This is a genomic window from bacterium (genome assembly GCA_030649025.1).
Lineage (GTDB): Bacteria > Patescibacteriota > Minisyncoccia > JAUYLV01 > JAUYLV01 > JAUSGO01.
Genome location: JAUSGO010000027.1, coordinates 22950 through 42079, shown reverse-complemented (window position 1 = coordinate 42079; position 19130 = coordinate 22950). Strand labels below are relative to the sequence as shown.

General features: G+C 49.6%; 14 protein-coding genes. 1 reads left to right on the top strand and 13 read right to left on the bottom strand.

Annotation, left to right across the window (positions count from 1 at the left end):
- Positions 1-55 precede the first annotated feature (55 nt).
- On the top strand, positions 56-421 hold the full coding sequence (locus Q7S09_03665) for a hypothetical protein (protein MDO8558256.1): 366 nt from the start codon (positions 56-58) through the stop codon (positions 419-421).
- A gap of 363 nt (positions 422-784) precedes the next feature.
- On the opposite strand, the gene Q7S09_03660 is transcribed toward Q7S09_03665, so the two are convergent.
- From Q7S09_03660 to Q7S09_03600, 13 genes are all read right to left on the bottom strand, one after another.
- A complete protein-coding gene (locus tag Q7S09_03660; protein ID MDO8558255.1) occupies positions 785-1573 on the bottom strand; it encodes a hypothetical protein in 789 nt (262 codons plus the stop codon).
- 14 nt (positions 1574-1587) lie between these two features.
- Positions 1588-2955 (bottom strand): hypothetical protein, encoded by a 1368-nt coding sequence (locus Q7S09_03655; GenBank protein ID MDO8558254.1) that lies wholly within the window; start codon positions 2953-2955, stop codon positions 1588-1590.
- Between the two features lie 2 nt (positions 2956-2957).
- Positions 2958-4571 (bottom strand): phospholipid carrier-dependent glycosyltransferase, encoded by a 1614-nt coding sequence (locus Q7S09_03650; GenBank protein MDO8558253.1) that lies wholly within the window; start codon positions 4569-4571, stop codon positions 2958-2960.
- Positions 4572-4629: 58 nt separating this feature from the next.
- Positions 4630-5661 carry a polysaccharide biosynthesis protein gene (locus tag Q7S09_03645; GenBank protein MDO8558252.1) on the bottom strand — a complete coding sequence of 344 codons (1032 nt, stop codon included), beginning with the start codon at positions 5659-5661 and terminating at the stop codon, positions 4630-4632.
- Between the two features lie 39 nt (positions 5662-5700).
- Positions 5701-6420 (bottom strand): glycosyltransferase family 2 protein, encoded by a 720-nt coding sequence (locus Q7S09_03640; GenBank protein ID MDO8558251.1) that lies wholly within the window; start codon positions 6418-6420, stop codon positions 5701-5703.
- Between the two features lie 34 nt (positions 6421-6454).
- Positions 6455-7414: an NAD(P)-dependent oxidoreductase gene (locus Q7S09_03635; GenBank protein ID MDO8558250.1), complete on the bottom strand. Its 960-nt coding sequence runs from the start codon at positions 7412-7414 to the stop codon at positions 6455-6457.
- Complete coding sequence (gene rfbB / locus Q7S09_03630) at positions 7383-8426, bottom strand: dTDP-glucose 4,6-dehydratase (GenBank protein ID MDO8558249.1); 1044 nt, start codon at positions 8424-8426, stop codon at positions 7383-7385. The genes Q7S09_03635 and rfbB overlap by 32 nt, the downstream gene beginning before the upstream one ends.
- 49 nt (positions 8427-8475) lie before the next feature.
- Positions 8476-9204 (bottom strand): glycosyltransferase family 2 protein, encoded by a 729-nt coding sequence (locus Q7S09_03625; protein ID MDO8558248.1) that lies wholly within the window; start codon positions 9202-9204, stop codon positions 8476-8478.
- Positions 9205-9250: 46 nt separating this feature from the next.
- Positions 9251-10531: an NAD(P)/FAD-dependent oxidoreductase gene (locus Q7S09_03620; GenBank protein ID MDO8558247.1), complete on the bottom strand. Its 1281-nt coding sequence runs from the start codon at positions 10529-10531 to the stop codon at positions 9251-9253.
- A gap of 123 nt (positions 10532-10654) precedes the next feature.
- On the bottom strand, positions 10655-12940 hold the full coding sequence (locus Q7S09_03615; GenBank protein MDO8558246.1) for a hypothetical protein: 2286 nt from the start codon (positions 12938-12940) through the stop codon (positions 10655-10657).
- The gene (gene asnB / locus Q7S09_03610) at positions 12919-14814 is read right to left on the bottom strand and encodes an asparagine synthase (glutamine-hydrolyzing) (GenBank protein ID MDO8558245.1); all 1896 of its coding nucleotides are present in this window, start codon (positions 14812-14814) and stop codon (positions 12919-12921) included. Before asnB ends, Q7S09_03615 begins: the two co-directional genes overlap by 22 nt.
- 56 nt (positions 14815-14870) lie before the next feature.
- Complete coding sequence (locus tag Q7S09_03605) at positions 14871-17153, bottom strand: O-antigen ligase family protein (GenBank protein MDO8558244.1); 2283 nt, start codon at positions 17151-17153, stop codon at positions 14871-14873.
- A 37-nt stretch (positions 17154-17190) separates the two neighbouring features.
- Positions 17191-19101: a glycosyltransferase gene (locus tag Q7S09_03600; protein ID MDO8558243.1), complete on the bottom strand. Its 1911-nt coding sequence runs from the start codon at positions 19099-19101 to the stop codon at positions 17191-17193.
- Positions 19102-19130: the final 29 nt, after the last annotated feature.

Below are 19130 nucleotides of genomic sequence, written 5' to 3'. Positions count from 1 at the left end.
TGGCCCTTGCATTACCCGGCGTTAAACAACATAGGGTTACTCCTATGTTGTGTATGTGATGGTAAAAGATGATCTCTGTGATGATAAGTTGAGTTTTCCTGAAAAATATTTTGATGCGAGTTATAACGTTGGAACATTAGAACATTTTGATGATCCCGTGCGATCGGTGCTGAAAATGAAACGCGTAGCCAAAAAGGTAATTTGCCCGGTTCCCGCGCCATCCCCATGGTGGAAATTAAGTCTGTTGATACGAAGACTTATTGGGAAAGACGCTTCTTTGTGGACCCTGCATACGAATTTTTATACGTTGAAACAATTGGAAGATATATTCACAAAAGCAGGGCTTACCGGAATAAAAACATACACGACAAAATTTTTGGGACTGCCGATGATGAATTATGTTATCGGTAATTCAGAATAACTTAAAAAGCGCAACTTACGAGATGCGTAGATGATGAGATTCCGCCTATTCCAGATAGGCGCCCACTTCGATCGCGCACTATCTCCCCTTCGGATAATGCTCCCCGCATTTATCGCGATAAGTGCGGGGAGCTGGATCGAGCCCCTATCGCGGTCCGACACTTACGCCAAACATAAGGCGTCGGACTCCTGGGTCTGAAGGTTAGTGTTCCGATACGAAAAAATATGCCGCTTTCCGCGGCATATTTTTATCTGCTAAAATTCTGCCTCTTAAAAGTCACGCTTCTTCGATAATGCGCAAAACGTTATAGGCGTCTCTGCCGGAAAAGCCGATATCGCATTCAACGTGCCAGAAAATGCATGTTTATATCCGTCTTCTCATGCCCATCTTCCGCAAGATCCTTTCGAGAATGTCGAAGGCGTAAGAGGCCAGTAACAACAAGGTGTACGGGCGTCCAGGAATATAGGGGATATAGGCAAGCGCAAATCCGTATCCGTAGGCACCGTCAAAACCCCCTAGCCGAGCTCGGGGCGGAAGCGTCTCGGTGGCATTGACATCAATCGAGGCGGTAATTTGAGCGATATCACGACGGTCACTAAAAAGAGCTTCTGGAAAGAAACGATTAAGGAATGCCCGCTCGGGTGTCTCAATGCTCACATCGTGTATAAACACGGCTAGGGGTCTGGCCATTCGGAGCATATTGATCGCCAGACGTACCGCCCGAAACATTTTTGGGCCATCGATCAAGACAATATCTCCTTCTTTTGCAAGTTTCGGCAGGAGTATGCGCGAATCACCGAAAAGAAGGGTGACGTTGTTGCGCCCCTGGAGGCGAGCGGCAGCGACTGGGATATCGGGGGAGCGCTCATCGAGCTCGACACTGAAAATGTGAGAATTCGGCAACGCCAAAGACAGAATGAGCGTGCTCTGCGCGCGCGCCCGGCCAGATTCGAACACCCGTCCGGTAAACGGCTCCGGCAGAGATGAGATAAAAAAAAGAAGTTCGGAATTCAATATTCCTTTCCGTTCATACGGCACGGTGGCAACCATATGACTGAATTCCGGTAACAGCCGCCTGGCCCGTTCCCGTATATCGGCGTAGCTTACCTGTCTGGTCATGCCGGCTTTTGTGGAATGTTCTGATTTGTCCATAAGAATGATTGTATTCAGATAGCTCGATTATCGGCCCGACGGCGCCATAGGCGCACACTGAAAACGCATAACAGGAAATACAATGGATACAAGGGAAGCGCATGGCGCGGCACGGACTCGAAAAAGAAATGCAATGTATTTATGGCAAGAACGGTCACGGCGGGAAAAAAAAGATATAGGGGAATGGTGGGCTTGAGGAGAACGCTCACGGCGACACCCAAAGCAAAAAGGGCTACGCCAATACCTACAAGGCGGTATCCTGACGCACTTATAATTTTAAACCACAGTGGCAACTCGGGATGGGTTTGGGAAAAAAGTTGCCGCATATCAGCGGCGTTATGCCATAACATGGTGCTGGAACGCACAAAAAATTCGCTTATCCCGATAATACTGAACCGAAACGGATGAGCAAGCACGAAAGATGCGGCTTCGCGCAAAGCGGCATTATTGGAGTATCCCCCCTCTTCGCGCCTCTTGATAAGGTTTTCGTTAATCCTGTTCCTGACCTTTTCGTTGGCAAAATACGGCTCGACCTCCCGGGTGTATGCCGGAAAGAGATGTTGTCCGGCAGCATCGCCAAGAGAGGCGCCAACGGCAAATGCAAAAAGATTTTTTCCCGTCAACTCCGCGCGATAGGCATTCAGCAAGAGTTCATGGCCCCCTTTTGTTCCAACCGGCGTGAAAGTGCCAAGTGCGAGAGAAATATACACCGTCCATATGATCGTCGGCACCAGAAACCCTGCGAGGATCCACACCGAAATTCGCCCGGGACTAACAATGCCCATTCGCTTTTTCAACAGAAAAAGACCCGCGACAAGAAAAAACGGCAGCGGATAAAATATATAGCGGGTCAACGCCAGAGCTCCGAGAAACAGACCCGCCAGAAAAAAGTACCGAAGATTTTTAGGATGACGAAAACCCGAAATAAAAACAAGAAATATTGCCACGGCCAGAATAAGTGCTACTGTTTCGGCAAGGAGATAGCCCACGGCCATTGCGGCAACACCCGGGGCTGCTATGGTCGCGAGCGAAATAGCGGCTGTGGCGAGCAAGCCAAAGAGCGGCACAAGGACCCAAGCAAGAAACATGAGCACAAGTACAAGAAGGGCTGACTGCGCAAATAACACATAACCGGGGTGCGCGCCAAATACCCAGTATACCGCCCCTGCGAATACGGCATAGAAAGGCTCCCGATCCATCACCCAGGGCAAGCGCGGCGGCTGTAGGCCAGTACCCGAAGCGACCGAGCGCGCAAGTTCGTCCCAGCGTATCGAATCACCCAAAAGATCACTGGGCTGGCCACGAAAAAAAAGTAACCAGCAGGCAAGCAGGGTGAAACTTGCGGCAATACCGACTAAAATGGTTATGCGTATTCTGGACATGACTACGGTGTTATATCATAAAACCGTATAGATGTGACCCGTGGATCGGGATATTCCACCATGCGGAGAATGTCCTTTTGCGAGTACGTGCTTAACATGTCGCGCAGTAAAAAATAATTCGAGCCGACCGGGTTGGGAAGTTGCAGGAAGGGCACACGGCCTTTCTCTGCCGCAAGCGCCTCCGATATGTTAAGTCCGGCATAATCATCGACTAGCATAATCGGTTGCGATGGGTTGGCGAGCAGTGCGGTACTGTCGATGCGCATATTTCCATAATACTGGTACAGAGGCCAAGGTATCGCAACAATGGAACGAGTATCCTGTATCTTTTTTAGGGCCGTTGCCGCTTGGGGATAAGGAGACCGAAGAGTGATAGCATTCTTTAATTGCGGTAAACGGGAACCGATCATAAAAACTCCAATGGCGAGCATGATTGCCGTCGCAAGGTGTTTACGCGAAATATATGCCGCCCACAGATGGTCAAGGAGAAGCGCAATGGCAACAACCGCAATAGGCAGGCAGACAACGAATCTCCTAGGTGCTTGGACATACAGCAGACTATAAAAAATAAGCGGGATCCATGTGAGCCAGAGAAAGACGCCGAGCTCTAAAGAACGGCGCTTTATTGCCACCACGACTAAAAGCGAACTTGCTCCAAAAAGTAAGGCGAACATCCATCCGTGCGCATACTGGATAAGATCAAAGAAATAAAAAGGTTCCGGCCAGGAACGCTCCGCCCCCAAAGAAACGTCCACGGCACTGCGGGTCATTTCTATCACTTCTCCCGTATACGACTGCACATCCCGCAGATCGTAGCCAGCCCGAACAAGAATATTTTCTCGAAAAGAAAGAAAGGCCTGAAAGAATAAAAACGGCATCGCCACTCCAATAGCAAGTACCCCCCAACGTCCGGCCGACTCGCTACGAAAATACACCATGCTGACAATAAGTTCCAGACAACCGAAAAAAAAGAGTATTGGCAACGTCCCATAATGGCTGGAGACCATTAGCGCGAGAGAAATACCGGCAAAGAAAAGAAATCGATAACGGGTCCGTTCGGTTGCATAGAAGCTCTCAATGTATAAAAACACTGCGAGCGTAAAAAAGAATCCCGCCGAAATCTGGGCATGGGCGGTGCGGGAATAGAGAACGTGATACGGTGAAAGCGCTAGAAGCGCGGCCCCCATAACTGCAACCACCCGGTTCCTGGAGAGGCGCCAAATCAAGAGATACGCCGCAAGGACCGTGAGAGCGCCGAGAAACGCATTCCATAAAACAAGCGTCCAGTCGTGTTCTCCAAATATAAGCGCAATAATAACTCCCGGAACGATATGGGCCGGGAGTGCGCTGAATGACGGAAAAAAACCGGAAGGAAAGGCTTCGTAACTGAACGCGCGTAATGCAGAGACATCTCCTTGCCACCAAAGTGCCACTGCATGCGGAAGAACTTTGGCAAGCGTCACATAGGTCCGAACCCGGAGCATGATGTCAGCCTCATCATGCAAAAAGAGGCCTTTTTCACGCATGCCCCATACGCGAAGAGAGAAGGCTAGGATAAAAAGCACGGTCAGAATAATACTGGCAAGACGATGTTGCGGATGTTGAGATGGCGGCATATCTTGTAAAAATCCGCATAATGCCAAATGATAAAATCGAAATTTTAAATCATTTAGATTACGTCACGGATAAAAGGCGCCGCCCCAAGAACGCGGACGTTTCATTGCGCAGTATATCGGCCAGATCCTTCTCTTTTAGTCGGCGGGTGTTTTGCGAACTGAAATATGGGATCTTAAGCTTTTTGCGCTTCGCATATGCAGCCTTAAGTTCTCTTGATGCGTAGTGCGGCAAAATGACAAAATACCCATTCCCAAGGTTTCTTGCCATGGGTACCTCGTTCTTTGATACAAGCATCTCATGCATTTTCTCGCCGGGGCGAGTGCCGACAACGTCAATCGTGGTTTTGACGTCACCAAGCAGTCTTACCATGACCCTTGCCACCGTATCCATGGTCGCCGCTGGCATTTTCATAACGAAAACTTCGCCACCCCTTGCCTCTTCAAATGCTTGAAAAACAAGACCAATGGCTTCGCGTGTACTCATAAGAAACCGCGTCATGGAGCCGTTCGTGAGAGTAATTTTATTGTTTTTTCTGATCTGCTCCGCAAAAAGCGGGATAACGCTTCCGGTGGTTCCGATGACGTTGCCGCCGCGGATGCACATAAATATCGTTTCCGACGGATAATTCTGGTTGGCGTTTATCATCAACTTCTCACCGCATGCCTTGGTAACGCCATATAAGTTATGCGGCTCCACTGCTTTATCGGTAGAGACATCCACCACTTTTTTCACCTTATTCTGGATAGCAGCTTCAATGATATTTTGCGTACCATAAATATTCGTTAGTACCGCCTCCCATGAATTGTCTTCACAAATCGGCACATGCTTAAGTGCTGCGAGATGGAAAACGTAGTCGACTCCACGCATAGCGAAGTTGAGAATATTTTTATCACGCACGTCGCCAATGATGAACCTTATGCGCGGATCGGAAAAAAGGCGGCGCATTTCCACTTGTGCATGCTCTCCACGCGAATAGATCCGAACTTCCTTCGGATTAAATCGCTCAAAAATCTGCCGGGTAAGTTCCCGCCCCCAGGCGCCGGTACCCCCAGTTATAAGAATAGTGGCGTTGTTCAAAAGATGAGACATAAAGAGAAACTTGTAAAACTACTGTATCAGAATTCTTGCCTACGGTAAAGAACGGGGGATCCTCCTGAATGCGAAACTGATCATTTTTATATAAGAACGGATTGCCTGCTTCCAGTTTGTTTTTTTGCCTTCGGCGTACCAACGTGGCGTATACGAAATGGGCGCATCGATGATACGAAGACCCAACTTCGAGAGAAGGATGGTAATCTCCGGCTCGAATTCGATGCCATTGGATCTAAGGTAAGGCAGAACCGCATCGAGCGCCTTACGGCTGTACATCTTGTACCCCGTCCACATGTCGGTGGTTTTATAACCTGAAAGAAAATTACAAGTCATGGTAAAAAAACGATTCACAAGATAATGCGCATTCATCAAAAGCGCCTGCGGCAGGTATTTACCTAAAAAACGAGAGCCGAATACCACATCGACTTCTTTTTTGAGCAGCGGCGCAAGAAGCGCCGAAAAATCATTCGGGTCTTGTTCTAGATCCGCATCTTGCACAATAATATAGTCACCCTTCGCCAGCTTGAATCCGGAACGCACCGCGCCGCCCTTGCCGGTATTTTGTTGGTGGATTACGCGATATTTCACTTCGAACGTCTTGAGAGCTTCGGCAGTCCCATCAGTTGAGCCATCATTTATGATGATAATCTCGCGTTCAAAATCTTCGGGAAGTTTTACCTGCTCCACTCGAGAAATGACTTTGGCAATAGTTTTTTCTTCGTTATAGACGGGAATGATGACGGAAAGAAGATTCATACTACGGAGGATTTTAAACGCGAGAAAATATTATTCACTGGGAACCCTCTGGGAAGGCGTATGCGCGAGCAATGCCTTCCGCAAGCGAAACCTTGGGTTTCCAGTTGAGTTCCCGGAGAACTTTCGAACTATCCAAGCAGAGCGCATGGGGCAAGCCCGCTGGCTTGCCGGTAAATTCCATTTTGTACGGTACCCCTGCGGCTTGGGCAATCATATTGGCAAGATGAAGAACCGTACAGCGCTCCCTACCGCTGACGTTATAGATGACAAGTCCCTTCTTGCCGGAAGAAGCAAGTACCGAAACTATAAGACCCACTAGGTCATCTATATAGAGCGGGTCGCGCAGTTGCAGGCCATCCCCATCGACGCGCGCCGGCAGGCCTGCGCAAATTTTACTTGCAAGTTCGAAAAACATGCCCTTAGGAGACCCCGGCCCGTAAACGTTGCCGCAGCGCAGGACCAGGGCAGACCCGATACGCCCGACATCTACCGCGGACCGGATAAGAATCTCGGCAACGAGTTTGGAGGTTCCGTACGGCGTGAGGGGATTTGGCGGAGTATCTTCGTTTGCAAGAGTATCGGCGGTATCGCCGTATACCGCCGCGGTAGATAGGAAAATTAGCCGCGGGATGCGGCGAGTTTCCATGATGCGTAAAACCCCGCTCGTCGATAACACATTGGTCCTTAAAATATCGAGCGCGCTCCCCCGAAAAAGTCCTACCGTGTGCAAAATACAATCTACTTTAGGCAGAGCTTCCAATACCGCCCCCTGCGTAAGGTCACCTTCTAAAACTTGCCAGCCCGTACGTCGATATCTCTCAGCTACGATCGCATTCCGGATATGCAAAAATATGCCCTCGCGGGGCGTGATGTGTGTAAGAATATTCGAGGCAATATAGCCATTCGCTCCCGTAATAAGCATGGTGGGGAACATGCTCATGCGGGTAGATTCTTTGCCCGCCTCAAGACCATTGGCCTTTGGATTGTTTGACATAGTGTTCTAAAAACTCTTTTTTCGTCTTGATGGCGTTCCACCATTCACGATTATTGAGATACCATTGCGCCACATCGCCCATGCTGTCTTCGATCCGGTGCATCGGTTGCCAACCCAACGCCTTTTTTAATTTAGTGGAGTCGGGAGCATAACGCAGGTCCGCGCCGGGCCGATCGTTTATGTGTTCCTTGTGGACGGAAAGATCCTTGCCTAAATGTCTGGCAATCATCGTCAGCACTTCTAAGTTCGTCTTCTCTTCCCCGGAGACATTAAAAATCTCATAGAGGGGTCCCTGGGTAGCAATAAGATCGATGGCCCTGCAAAAATCTTCCACGTGAAGCCAGCTGCGCATGTGTCCGCCTTTTCCATGGACCGGGATCTTTTTCCCCTCGATAAGGTTCGTAACCGCAAGCGGTATGAGTTTTTCTGGATACTGGTACGGGCCGTAATTATTGGACCCGCGGATAATAATGGCGGGTACCCGGTGGGTGCGAATGAACGACTGCACGATGAGATCTGCCGCCGCCTTGGAAGATGAATAGGGATTGGATGGACGTAGCATGGTATCTTCCGTTGAGTACCCCTGGAGCACATCGCCATAAATTTCGTCCGTTGAAATATGCACAAAACGCGGCACCTCATAATTCCGCACGGCCTCAATAAGAGCTCTGACCCCGCCGATGTTCGTCCGGATAAAGTCGGTCATGCTGATGATGGACCTATCTACGTGGGTCTCGGCGGCAAAATTGATGACCAGGGAGAAATCATACATGGAAAAGATCCCTGCGAGCAATTTATCATCGCAAATATCTCCGCAGATGAACTGATACCGCCGCTCATTTTTTGGTTTTTCCGATTCGAGGCGTTCAATATCGCGTAAATTCTCTGGGTTTCCGGCATACGTAAGCACATCTATATTGAAAATACGGAAATTCGGATGTGCATGATAGATATGCCGGATAAAGTTAGACCCGATGAAACCGCAACCGCCGGTTATAAGAATATTTTCCATATCATTTAAAATAGTCTTTTTCTCTGGAGCTCCGTCCCACAATAAGAAATTATATAATAACCCGAAGCCGTATGATTTCTATGGTCGCGGCAAACGCGAGTTTCAGTATCTTCCGGCTGTTGAAAACGGAATTTCCCGTAGCTCGCGCATAGTGCCGTACCGCTACCCAGCCGATGCGCATTCCCAGTTTATATGCGACGAGCGTTAATGGCGCGGAAGGCGCTACGGGGCGCGACTTCGGCAACTTCTGCAGCATGACCCGTAGGGCCTCGCGCCTGTGCAGGCGGAAGGGGGAGTTCCCATCCGGAAGCCAAATTCCAAAAAGTGCAAGAGCAATAACCTTAAGCATCGAGGTTATAACGATCCGGGTGGCGGAATCTTGGCGCTTGTGGCGGTAACCTATCGCGACATCCAGGTTATCCCGCCGCATGCGCGCCCACACGAGCCAAAAGTCCTCTGCATTGAATTGATTATCTCCGTCGCTATAAAAAATATATTCTCCCCGGCCTTCAGAAAGCGCGCGAATGAGCGTCGGTCCAAAACCCTTGTTTCTTTCATTATGCACCACGCGCAAGTACGGATACTGCCCCTGAAGCTCTTTGAGGACCGCTCCCGTTTCGTCCGTACTGCAGTCGTTCACGATAACGAATTCCGGCCGCTCAAACCGTTCTAAAACCTTCCCAAACTGCCGGACGACTTCAGCAATGACTTCGGCTTCGTTAAACACCGGCATGACAACCGATACTGCATAAGGCTCTTTCTGGTTCGGCTGGAGCATATCCCCTACTTTACAAAAGATTGCGCAATACGTCCATGTCGCCCCCCTAGTCTCGCATCATCAGAATAGCAGCTTCTTTGCCGAGGCAAAAACTGCGTTCGGTGCCACGGTCCCATGGATAAATATGCGACATGGAAACGAAGTACAGATTGGGGATCGGCGTTTTAATTTCCGGACGAATACGCTGGTACCCGGCCTTTGCGATGGGTTGCGTAGCGGGAGCTCGGAATATTTTTTGGTCCTTTACCCAAGCCTCATCAAAAGCTGGGTTTATTTTCTTAAGAGCGGCAAAATAGAGCTTCAGAAGATCCGCATCCGGCATGCGATATAAAGAGCTTTCCGGATCAATGTACTTGGCAACGTAAAGCAAATGATTGCCACCGTAGTGTTCCGGGCCTACAAAGTTGGTATGCTCCACCACCGCCAGCACGGGCAGTGATGCGTCTTGAATATTCAGCCAATAATAGGGTGAGTAGCTCCGGTCAAGCGTAAGAACCACGGAGATAGTGCCGCAGTATTTTAATTGACTGAGTGCATTGCAATATGTTTCCGGAAGCCAGGGAGCCAGACGTAAAAAGACCATGGGGGTTGCGGCAACCAATACCGCGTCGAATACTTCATTACTGCCCGCGACGCTCACGATGAATTTTCCCGTTTCGTTTTTCGTAAACTGGGTAACGCCCGCATTGAGATGTATGCGAACGCCGAGACCCTCAAGCTTCTTTCCAAGCGCATTCGTCAACGTCTTAAACCCCCCCTGAATATATCCGAATCGCCCCGGCCGCTCATAGATGCGCGACCAGAACCACACCATACCCACATCATCGGCGCGCTCACCAAACTTACCCACCAAAAGCGGCCGCCACATAACCTCATAAATGCGTTCGCCAAAAAATTTTTTCAGCCACGCGGAGGCCGTGATATTCTCGAATTTTTTCCAATTTTTCGTAAACCGCAAGTAGGCGATTCCCAACCCCAGTCGCAAACGATCAACAAAGGCAAGTGGCGAGAAGCGCAAAACGTCGAACGCCGAAGAGAACGGATACATTTTGCCATCCACAAAACTGCCGGAAGAGGCTTTCTTGAAAAAAACTTTATCCTCAAGGCCCAGATCCCTGGAAAGTTCAATAAGGTCATGATACTCGGGGAACATGTGGTGGTAATATTGTTCGAGATGCGAATCGCCCACGGGAAATGCGCCCGCAAGCCCTCCAAGTTCCGGCGAACGTTCGAAAATATGGACCTCAACGTCGCGGCGACGGGAAAGTTCCCAGGCCGCGCCCAGTCCCGCAAATCCCCCGCCGATAATAGCAATACGCTTCTTCATCCCGTTAGAGGCTGGTCGCGGTCGTTTGAAACTGCAACGCCTAATACTTAATGCTAAAAATTTTTTAAAAATTCGCTTCTTAAAATCCTCGCTAGCGACCGCGGCCTCTAACGGGATCATGTTCTAATGTATGCCAAGCGCGGCTTTGTAGGAAAACTCGAATCGCACCCGGTGTGCACCTGTCGGTACACGCATCGTTTGGAATGCGCCGCTTTTCTCCAGTGTCACCGGCTCATCATCAAGATATCCTTGCCATCCGGGAACGGCCGTGAAACGGAATACGAGCATGCGAGGCTTTACAGTTTTAACATCCGCTTCTATAAATCCATCCGAGGAACGCACCGCGTGCAGCGTGTCCATACGGTTTTGATTTTCTTCCGGAACGAATGCAAGAAGCGGCTCGGCTTTAGCATACTCGTAGAGATACAGAGTAACTCCCGGAACTTCCATGGAAGTGGCACGTATCGAAAGATCCGGATGAGTGAGCGAAAAAGCCGCAACGATGTATTTCACCCCTAGGTCTCCGAGGGTCGGAAGTTCGCCATAAAAACGGCTAAGTTTCTCCTCCGGAGAAAGCGGCGCAAGCGCGAGGAGTTCTCCAAAGGTAGCGCGCTCACTGCCTGCACCGGCAAGCCGTTCGCTTATGTTGCTGGCCATAAGGTTATCATACCCGTCGACGGACGATATATCCCAAAAAAGATTCGCATTTGGGGTGAGCCCGGAAAGTAAAAACCGCTCTTGCGCCACACGCGGGGCGTCCGAGGCCAGTATAACCTGCCGGTAGTTTTCTTGCAGAGGCCATAGCGCAAACACCCGATAAGGCAAAGCACGGCCTTCTTCCAGCTTTTTAATGACCGCGACAAAAGGCGGTTCCTTTAAAACTGTCTTTGGAATGAATTGCCCCGCAAGAACATATCCGCCGAAAGATTCGGCAAAAAGAAGGAGGGATAAGATCGCAATATTTGTATTCCGAAAGGATCTTTTTTTAACGGCATATGCCAAAACTCCCAGCGCCGCTGTGGTAGAACAAAATACCATGAGAAACGCAGGAGCAGTGAATGAGAAAGCGGACAGTCCTTGCTCAAGATAGCGTTCGATTGCCTGGTGATACGTGGCAAGCGCGAGACCCGAGGTGCGAGCGTAAAGATGTATATCAAAATAGTTCTTGAGCAATGCCAAGATCGGTGCGTACAAAAATTTCGATGCCATGGTGGCGCCAATCGCAATAACTCCAATAGTGCCCCATATCCGTAACCCGCAATAAAGCCACCGCCTGAAATGTTCTGGGCCTCCGTCGGTCCGCAACGCACCAATTCCTTTGGCTGCAAGAACGGAAAGCGCGAATGCGGTTAAAAATATATACCTACCAGGCCCGCGGAAATAGCTGAAAATCGGTACATAATGCAAGAGGAGTGTTAACGGCGCGTATGCAAGGGCGGCGAGGGCCGCCGCGACCCCGAATATCGCAAAAAATTTAGTGACCCGCTCTTGCCGATATACCCACCAGCCCCAAAGAGCAAGCAAGAAGGGCACAAATTCGATGGCAACGGGCTCTGCCGAAACAAGAAACGGCAGCTGCAAAGTAGGCAGAATGTAGCGGAGAAGACTGCCCCACGGCAGGGAACTTGCGTGATATTCGGCGAATGTAAGATAAGGACGATTGGACAGGGCGACTTGCGCCTGCGCGAAGAAGAGATACGGAGCAGCAAGGCCAGCGCCAAGAATCATTGCAAAACCGTACCAAAAAGTTCTTTTTAAATTCTTGAATTGGAAAGTAGATCCTTCTGCATCCTGAAATATGGCGAATACCCCCGCTGACGCAATCGCCGCCACAGCCATTTGCGGCATGGCGCCAACTAAGGCCCAAGCAGCGCTAAGCACCGCAACCGTAAACCAGCGCCATTGCCGGATATCCAAAACCGAACGGAATAAAAGCGGCACGAAAAAAAGTATTTGGGCAGCCGGCAAAATAGCAAGCCAGGTGAGGCTGTACTGTCCAAGACCGTAGATGGTTGCCCCAAAAAGCGCTTCCCATTCCCCAAGATCCAGCCGACGAAGCAGGATGTACATACAGTAGAATCCCGCCGCAAAGTAGCATACGGCCAAGGCATGGTAACCGGTCAGAAAGTCGGCAAACCGGAACACCACAAAGTGCACGGGATTAAAAAACCCGCCGTTCATGGTCGCGCCCAGCGGAAACCCGGCCAGAAGCTGGTTGGAAAAAATAAAAGACGTGCCGTTGTGCAGGGCCTTTGAAAAGAAGGCTGCATACGGATAGAACTGGAGGAGCGTATCTTCGTCTCCGAAAACCCGCTTCAGCGGGAACAGGAAAGCGGCGAGCGCTGCCGCCGGAAAAAATAATATGCAGAAAGAGATCAGCTTCGATCTCACATCCAAGATTCTTGCCATAATTGAAACATTAAAAGAGACCACAGAATTTTTCGGTGGTCCCGGATATCGCGCTCATGTTCATGAATAAGCTTCTGTACATACTCCGGCTGGAATATGCCCTGGGACCGAAGAGCGGATGCGCCAAGATACTGCGCGAGCATCGGCTTCAGCTCTTTTTTGAGCCAGAGACCAATAGGCACCCAGAAACCCTTTTTCGGCCTATCCATAATTTCGTCCGGAAGTTTGCCGCGCATAAGACGCTTCAGGAGGTATTTATTCTGCCAGAAGCGTAGGCGCAAGGAGGCCGGAATGCGGTGGGCGAACTCCACCAAACGGTGGTCAAGGAACGGAGCGCGCACTTCCAGCGATGCCGCCATCGACGCGCGGTCAACTTTAGTTAAAACTTGGTCACCAAGAAAATAACGCTCGTAGAGGAACATAGCAGCTTCGTCCGTATTCTTGGGAGACAATTCCTCCAAATCAGCGTCTATATCGGCGCGAAACGTATTGGGAGGAATATCAGAGACGAATCCCGGAGCGAAAAGTTTCTGGAGATGACCGCCGTGAAATGTCGATATCCATATCTGCTGCCTGACACCTACCGGCAGTGAGGCAGCCGAAAGAAACGCTTTAATCTTATAGTCGAGTGATAGTCCCTCATGACGAACCGGAAGAAATCCCCCAAGATAGGGAAGAAAACGTTCGCCTATCACTCTGGGCAGCCGGCGATACCATTCGGCAATCCGGTGCGCCTGAAAAGTAGGATATCCCAGAAACAACTCATCTCCCCCGTCTCCGCCGAGCGCTACGGTCACATGCCGGCGCGTAAACTTTGAAAGCAGGTAGGTCGGCAATAAAGCGGAATCGGAGAGCGGCTCGTCCATGAACTGGGTAACTTGGGGAATGAGGTCAAAAAGGGTTTTTTGCCCAAATACTTCGACATGATGTTCCGAACCGATCCTTTCGCTCACCGCCTTTGCATAAGCCGACTCATCGAATGTCGGAACCTCAAAACCGATGGAAAATGTTTTTATACGCTCTTTCGAGGCCTGGGCCGCATAGTATGCTACCGCACCCGAATCAATGCCTCCCGAAAGGAAAATACCGAGCGGCACGTCGGAAGCCAAGCGCAGGCGAGTTGCATCTTCAAGTAAACGGTCTGTCTCGCGCATCGCATCATGCAGAGTCATCCGGGGATCCGCATCGTATTTCGGCTTCCAGTAGAGACGCAGGGTCATTTCTCCGCCGCTGTAAACGAGAACCTGCCCCGGCTCCAGTTTGTATACACCCTCGTAAATCGTCCAGGGGCTTGGAACGGAGAGAAAGAAAAAGTACTTGATAGCTGCGGCGCGATTGAGAATTTTTTTTGCCGAGGGATGCGCAAGAATGGCTTTTGCCTCGGAGGCAAAAAGAAACGTGTCTCCGAACTTCGCCCAGTAAAGCGGTTTTTCTCCCATACGATCTCGCGCAAGCACAATGCGCTTCTTTTTCTTGTCCCAAACGGCGATTGCGAACATGCCGTTAAACTTTTTGAAACAGCCCTCGCCTTCTTCTTCGTATAAGTGCACGATGACTTCGGTATCGGAACGGGTCTTGAAAACATGCCGCTTCTCAAGATCTTCGCGAAGCTCTTTAAAATTATAAATTTCTCCGTTGAATACAATGGCAATGGAGCCGTCCTCATTGGTCATTGGCTGTGCTCCTGTATCGAGATCGATGATTGCAAGACGCCGGAATCCCAGGCATACATGGTCCGCTTCATCCATAAAAAAACCTTCGTCATCCGGTCCGCGATGACGCAAAGTATCTGCCATTTTTTTTATGATTTCCCTGTTTCCTTGGCCGATAAAGCCTGTAATGCCGCACACAACCTGGAAATTTCCAATTTCCAATGTCTAATTTCTAATGACAAAGCCCCAGTTAGATATTAGATATTAGATATTAGATATTATAACTGCTCCAGCTCCCGCAAGAATGCTTCAATATCGGCTCTATGCTCCGGGTCTACTTCAAGTAGTTGTTCGGCAACACGGCGAGCGTTGGGAATATCTCCTATTTCATAATACGCCTGCGCGAGAGAGGCCATAAGCTGGGTATCTCCCTTATTATGATATTTCAGTTGATATTCATATAGCTGAATAATGCGCTTATACTGTTTATCCTCCAGCAGGATATCAACAAGACGGGGAAGGTTTTTGGAAAAACCATACCCCACGTCAACCATGGCTCGCTCTATCTGTTTCCATGCATCTTCGTTCCTTCCCGCGGAATAAAGCGTCGCGGCGTAATCAAAATAAAAGTCTCCCCTTGCATATTCCAGCGGATATTTTTCGAATACCTTGACTGCGTCCTCCGCCTGCCCCCTCTGCATAAACAGGCGCGCGAGACCTTGTATTAACTGGAACTTCTTGGGGTACTCTTCAGTGCCATCCTGAAGTGTTTTAAGGGCTTTCTCGTTCCACGAAGAATCGTATTCCGCCAAATTCTGCGCAATACGCGCATAGGTCTGGTGCGCGAGAAAATCCTTGATATCTGGATGGTGCTCGGTAAGATTTTTTTCGAACTGTCCCGCAAGGTACTCCAGAACCTCCCGACCGAATTTCTTTTCTTCGGGGGTCTCGCCGGCGCGCGCCTGCGAAGACGCAAACCCCGAAAGCGCAAGGCGCATATCCACATTAAGATATGTATTAAGATCGAAAGATTTTTTCAGCGCTTCAAAAGCCTGCGGAAATGCTTTCCCCTGCGAGGTGTAGTTTGTATTGGAAGCAACCTGCGCCCAATAACTTGCCTGGGCCGGCACAACGTTCGCGATCCAGGCAAACCACCCCATGCCAACCGCAACCGCAATAACGCACACAAACTTGAGCCACCCGTATGGCGACGGTTCGTTTTCCGAAGATAATATTTTCGTCGCGCCGCCAATCTCCGGTTGCGGATCTACTGCTCCGGCACTCGCCTGCCATGTCGCAATAAGCGCCAAAAAAATAGCAAAGAACTGATACGATATCATGTGATCGAATAACGTAGACAGCTGCATGGCATAAGCAAGAAGCAACGAAAGAGCGGCAAGCGGAAAAAAGAAAACGCTCTTCTTGAACCATTTTCTAAGCAAAAACCATCCCGTAGTCAGAAAGACCGAAAGGTGCGCCACAATGCCGATAAATCCGCCCGAGACGACGGACTCCACAAAACGATTATGCGGCCGGTCAAAATCTCCGCTGTCATAGATGATCATGCGCGGATTATAGTATCGGTTAAAGGCGTAGTTGAAGTTTTCCATGCCATAACCGAGCCAGAACCGATCCTTCCATGCGCGAATACCGATCTTCCAGGCAACCGAACGGCTCGTGATGGTCGAACCGGCTTCCGTAAAAACGCTCATGCGCTGCAGGAGATACCGATTTCGCACAAACTCCGTATTTTGGAAGATATAGAGTAGGACGAATGTTCCGATAATGAGGGCTATGGCCATGCCGCCGACAAGTTGCAGCCGCCGGTTTCCCGAAAATAGCATGTATCCCAGCCCAATAAGTATAATGCCTGCGGCCACGCCGAACATCGCGCCGCGCGTCCCGGAGAAAATAATGGCAACGATATTGATCAGGAAAATTATCCCGAGCGTCCATCGCATCCAAGACTTGCGTTCCCAGAAAAACAGCATAGCGGAAAAGAATGTCTGAAAAACGAGATAGAGAGCAAATATGGTCGCATTGCCGAATGCTCCCGAAATACGACTGGTCTCATTTGCATAGAGCTTCGTTGACTGGATATTTATGGCCGGGATCTGGCCGAAGGCGTAAAAACACTGCGCCACGCTCACCACCACCGACATCCACAGTACTTTTTTGAATTCTTCGGGGCGCCGGAATGTTCCGTAAAGCACCATGAATAAGGCCCCAAAATGCAAAAGAGTTACATACCCCTCCATGCGCTCATGCGATCCCCAAAATGAGCGGTAAGAATTGATGCCGAATATCGTTGAGAGGAGAAAGGCGAACAAGAAAGCGCCAACGGCATAGGTGATGGCGGACTTCCGCGGACGGTATAATGGAAAGAAAAGCGCCAAGAAAACATAAAAGACCACCATAACCTCTATAACAAGGCGCGTAATAATGACGCGGATGAACACCGCGGGGAAAGCGGTTTCGGGCGTGACAAAAAATGGAGAGAAGGAAAGCAAAACTACGCCGCCGATGATGATCCACTTGGCGATTTTTTCCAAAAATGGCATGAAGACAATGATAACAGATTAAGCCGATATAGCAACATCATCGCTCGGATGCGGGAGTTTGGATTTCCATAAAGTCAAGAATGTTCTTCGCGCGCTCCTTCCATATATACTTCGGAACGAGCTTACGGGCCCCCTCTGCACGCTGCCGCGCTTGATCCGGGTTATCAAGCACCTTCAGCAAGACTCTTGCCAAATCCTGCGGGTTCCCTGCTTCAAAAAAGTATGCGCTCTCTCCAGAAAGAATTTCCCGAACTGATGGTAAATCGGAAACTACCATGGGCTTTCCGGATGCCATGTATTCGAAAATTTTGAGCGGCGACATGGCATTGGCATAATGTTCCGAGCGCGGAAACGGTGCCACGAGCACATCCAGCGCTTTTAAGTATTTTGGAACGTCTGTTGGCGGAACATGCCGTACAAAATGAATCCTGGCAATAATGCGGCTGTCGGTGAGGCGCTTCGTATACTTTTGCGCATCCGCTGGATCACCGCCGATAATGACCAAGCGAATACGCGGATGCGTCGCATAGGCAACGGCAAAAGCTTCCAGTAGTTCGGGAATGCCCTTTTCCTGGTCAAATGTCTTAAGCCGACCAGTATAGCCGACAAGGATTGCATCCATCGGCAAGTGAAGTTCTTTGCGGAGTTCTGTTTCATCTTTGATCACCGACTCGAACGCTGCAACATCAACCCCGTCCGGCGCTACCATAATGTTCTCTTCTGCGACGCCTCCTTCAATCAATAAGTCCCGGAGCTTGCGCGTTACCGTTACGATGCCGCAAACGCCTCGCGCAACTTCAATGTCGTCCATCTTGGGAATAGTATGAAGCTCAAGAAAAACATTTTTTGTAAGCCACAACACAAGACGGGCAATGCGAGAATCGCGAGTATAGATGACGGCTTTCTGCCGTCGCATAGATAACAGGTAACAGATAACAGATAACAGGAAGGAGCCATACTGGATTACAAATGCCGCGCGGTCGAAAAACGGAAAAAAATGAGTAAGCGGGAAAAGGTCGAATGAGGGCAAGCGGAGAATTTTAAAATTCTTTTCTACGCCATAGTACGTAAAAATATTTTTTACATGCCCAAGATCACCGACTCGAAAGCGAAACGGCGTAATAAGCGTAACGTCGTTGCCCGCATGCGCAAAAGCCGAGCACATTCGCATGATCTGCACCCCATGAGCTTTTTCGGTGGGTAAGCGTAAATTGGCTATATAATATATCTTCTTTTTCATATCCGATTTTTTATTTGGAATGACTTTGTGATATACGCACATGAGTGCTTGACCAAAATTCTTCAAACCCCATAAACCGCCGAGAAAATAATCGAATGCATGAATGACCTCATTCGAAAACCAGAATCGCGGAATACCATAGCGATGGAGCGGTGGAAAGAGGGTTGTGGCATGACTCCGCACAAGTTCTAGTCCGGCATCGCTGGCCGCCAAAAGCCATTCGGCTACCGGCAGATTGTGGTTAAAGGCGTCCGGATTCCACTTCCCGCCCGGAGATGTTCCATTCTTCCACCTCGAAATCTTCGTCAGCAAATAGTGCTGTAGCGCGGGAAACGTGACAAGGACCCGGCCATTTTCCTTAAGCACCCTTCGCAGCTCTGCAAAAACCTTCTCGGGGTTTTGGGCGTGCTGGATGACGTCAACGGCGATGATTTTATCAAATGTATTATCGGCAAACGGCAACGACTCGAGATTTGCCGCAACGCCTTCAATATTTTTTATTCCCAAAGCCTCGGCATTCCTCAGCGCGCTCTCTACGCGTTCTTTTTGCACATCGCTCGCTACGATGTGCGCCCCTTTATTTCCATAAGCCAAAACCTGCGATCCCTGACCGCATCCCGCGTAAAGCACCGTATCATCATTTGCAATATTGAAAAACTCCGGATAAATGCGTCCAGACAACAATTTACCAGACAATGACCTGTTCATATATATCAATGCGGATGTATAAATACTAA